Source organism: Aeromonas sp. HMWF014 (genome assembly GCF_963878295.1).
Lineage (GTDB): Bacteria > Pseudomonadota > Gammaproteobacteria > Enterobacterales > Aeromonadaceae > Aeromonas > Aeromonas popoffii.
This window is the reverse complement of the sequence record NZ_CAWNYS010000362.1, coordinates 1-3,425: the sequence shown is the minus strand read 5'-3', so window position 1 is coordinate 3,425 and position 3,425 is coordinate 1. Positions and strand designations below refer to the sequence as shown.

At 52.0% G+C, this 3,425-nt stretch carries 3 protein-coding genes; all 3 read right to left on the bottom strand.

Translation table 11 applies throughout. The features are described 5' to 3' along the window. Positions 1-567 precede the first annotated feature (567 nt). Positions 568-2,703 (bottom strand): sensor domain-containing diguanylate cyclase, encoded by a 2,136-nt coding sequence (locus AAC083_RS15045; RefSeq protein ID WP_108537028.1) that lies wholly within the window; start codon positions 2,701-2,703, stop codon positions 568-570. A 376-nt stretch (positions 2,704-3,079) separates the two neighbouring features. Beyond that, positions 3,080-3,271 (bottom strand): hypothetical protein, encoded by a 192-nt coding sequence (locus tag AAC083_RS15040; protein WP_108537027.1) that lies wholly within the window; start codon positions 3,269-3,271, stop codon positions 3,080-3,082. Next, positions 3,268-3,425 (bottom strand): JAB domain-containing protein (locus AAC083_RS15035; RefSeq protein WP_308811013.1); only part of this gene is annotated, 158 nt, incomplete at its 5' end. The genes AAC083_RS15040 and AAC083_RS15035, both read right to left, overlap by 4 nt.

Genomic DNA, 3,425 nt, shown 5'->3' with positions numbered 1-3,425 from the left:
TGGCCCTGTGGGTTGTGTCGGCATATCCAGATCATGGTGTTGGACCAGATAATCCGCGTTATCGGGTGCCAGCGTGATCGGCTGGTCGCCTGTTGTATTGATAATGCATTTGCCCCATCGCTTGACCGCAACGACAACACAGTTGATACAACAAACCAGCAACAACATTGAGTCTTGGGGATATCCAGTGCATCGTTTAGAAGTATGCTGGGTGTAGGAAGTGAGGTTGCAGTCAAAGGCAAACTGACAATCTCGGGTGAGGTATGTGATGAGGTCTTATGTCGTGGATGTATTGCTAGTGTTCGCCATTCTGATAGCCAGTGCGGCTATAGGGTGGGCGCTCGGCATTTTATTCGTTTATGTGACAAAAAGCTTTCCATCGTTCGGCCACAGCATCACCAGCAATGCTCCGCTTTACCAACCTTTTAACGATACCGACACCCAGCGACGCGGTTGTCAGAATACGGTTGAACGTTTGCAGCAAAGTCCACGAAAGAGCCGTGACTAGCGCAGTTTCTCATCCCTCCTTGTGGGGAAGTAACGGTTGCAAGTAAAAGCAATTTATTATCAATCACTTAAAGTTGGCTCACTGGTTTTCATGATGCTGTTATCTTGATGCGATTCGACGGCGACAGTGGTATCACTCACTGTTCCTGCCACCACGACACGATTCCTCCCCGTCTGCTTTGCAACCAGTAAAGCCACATCCGCAGCATGCACGATTTCATCGAAATCTATGGGGCCTTCGCCATAGGCCACCCCGAAACTGGCCGTGACCGCTGGCATGGCCCCTGACATGCAGGCGAGGTCAAGTTGTTCCCGCACTCTATTCATCACATCCACGGCAACGGTTACCGGAGCATCAGGCAGTATCACGACAAATTCTTCGCCACCATAGCGCCCCACGATATCAGTGCTGCGTACCACGTCGCTCAACACCCGCGCGAAGACCCGCAATGCACGATCGCCTGCTTCATGGCCAAAACTATCGTTGAGTCGTTTTAAGTGGTCCAAATCACAAAAAGCCACAGATACGGGCCCTTTGCGCGACAACAAAGCACGAGCCTGATTTTCAAGGCTGCGCCGATTCAGTAACCCTGTGAGACCATCGGTTTCTGCTTGTAACTGTGTTTCTTGCATGGCTCGTAACATGGCGATCCGGGTGCTCGCACGCGATGCGATAGACTGCAAACGTGAAACAGTTTCACTATCAAAGATTTGTCCCTGAGCGCCCGATACGTGCAAAACACCAGCTTGTTTACCCATGCTGGTCATTGGAATACACACGGCAGAGCAAGTGCCACCTGGACGCCCCCTCAATTTGCGGCAGGCATCCATCAACTCTGAATCCGGGAATATCAAGGTTGCCCCTCGTCTAAATGCCAAGCATTGGCGAGGTGTCTGAGCCATGCAGCCGGGGGCACCTGCCGGTTCGGCAATCACAACCTGGCGAAAATGCATCTGACTCGAGTCTGCCAACAACACTTCACCAGGTGTTGCTTTGATGGCAAGTGATAGTGCTTCACCCACCACTGCAAATGTCTCCTCTTCCGACTCACTGGCATCCAGCGCCCGGTGCAACCTAGCTTCAAAATCCTGACGCTCAGCTTCTTTAAAGAGTGCTTGCTCTCGCCCTTCGGTTGTTTTTCTGAATGAACGACTAATGGCAAGGGCTAGCCACAGGATCAATGGAAACGCGACCAGTGAGACAATCACGACAAAATGCCCCAAATCACGCGCAGCAATGGATGCCGCCGCAAGTTCTTGCTTAATCAGCACTCCCCAGTGATAGCCTCTGAATCCAAGAATACCTTTTGAGCTGGAATAGCCAATAATTTGGGCCTTTCCACCTGCGTCTTCGGCGCCGACAGTGATAAAGCCTGTGGAGCCTTGGCGCAGGTCCATGATACCTAGCGAACCTATTTTCAGTAATGGTGCTGATGAAGCGCCATCATCCGGTCTGGGTTCGAGTATCAAGCCATCATGGGACAATACCAGGGTTCCTATGCCCGTATTGCCACCATCCAGGAGTTGTTGTCGGACGCTTCCCATTATTTCGCCAACAACACGGTCAAACGAAACCCAGTTAGCCCATATACGCGCTATCTTGCCATCCGTGCCATAAACAGGTGCAACAAACAGGAGTGTCTGCGCTTCAGCACCCGTTGCCAATTTAAGCAGAGGGTCATACGTAGCATCACGGTAATAGCTTTGACCATGCTCGAGATAACCACTCATGACACGTTGGAACCACTCCGTATCGGCCACCGATGTAGTTCGTAATGCCTCACTGTTGATCTGCCGACCATCTCCTGTTGAAGTGCTGCTCGCGATGATGTTCCCCGCAGGGTCGGCAATCACCATCAAGTCATAAAAGCCATATGCTTGGGTGTAAATATCGGCAGTTGTGCTGACGCTGGCGGGGTCCTCTAATGCCTTGGGGTTGAGAGCCATCATTTGCACGTCGCTGTAGCGTTCAAACAAGTTACGATCAATCTTGTCTATCGCCTCTCGCGCCTGAGCGGCCAGAAAGCTCCCCGTTTTATCATTCAGGCTTTGGCTACTACGCTGATATGCCAAAAACCCCACCGAAATGAGTGGCACCAGCCCGATAAAGAGCAAGGAAAGCAACAGATATCGAGTCAGGCTCTTTACATGAGTGCTGGTCGGGTTCGTAATGTTTTGTATAGAGATATGTTTCATTCTTATCCTTGGCCCTCTACCCAGCTGAAAGTAAAAAGCTCAGCTATCAGCGACGCTACTGACATGTATGAGAATGTAGGTTGATTTGTTGTCTGCTGCCAACCTCAGATGGCACCTGCAATGCCAACACCTCTGCTCACATCGTGATTTCAGCACACCATGGGAATGGCAACAGCGGGGGCGCATTGATGCGCCCCCTTGTTTACTGCCCCAGATTTAAGCTCTCGCAGCAGGAGCTGCCCGCCATCAGGGCTGAGTGACCTGATAGACACAGGGACAATTGAGGGGTAGTTGGCAAGCAAGCCATCTCGCAATTTGTTGAGGGGGTGCTCGAGGAATTGGGTAATTGCATGGTGCGTGTCCCTTCTTGGGTTGGCTAATGGCGTAGCTGATGCAGCAGCGCATCAATGGCCTCGATACAATCGGCTTGGGTGAGCCGGTAGCCATTGGGCAGATGAGCGACGATAGCGGGCGCTGCCTGCATCTGGACGTTGTCTGCAAGCCAGCAACGCAACTCGATGAGGATATCGAGGGCGGTGAGGTGTGATTTGCCAGGGGGAACGTTCATAGCAGGCCTCGCTCGGCCAGCGAGACTACGCCCTCAGCGCCAACTACCAGATGGTCGAGCAGCCGAACATCGACCAGTGCCAAGGCCTCTTTGAGGGCCTTAGTAAAGGCTCTGTCCCAATTACGTGTTGAAAGGCTAATCTTGAAGTAGGCCA

Bases quoted from the DNA above. Each gene is read 5' to 3' on its own strand.
- AAC083_RS15045 (WP_108537028.1), bottom strand. From the start codon at position 2,703: ATGAAACATATCTCTATACAAAACATTACGAACCCGACCAGCACTCAT.
- AAC083_RS15040 (WP_108537027.1), bottom strand. From the start codon at position 3,271: ATGAACGTTCCCCCTGGCAAATCACACCTCACCGCCCTCGATATCCTC.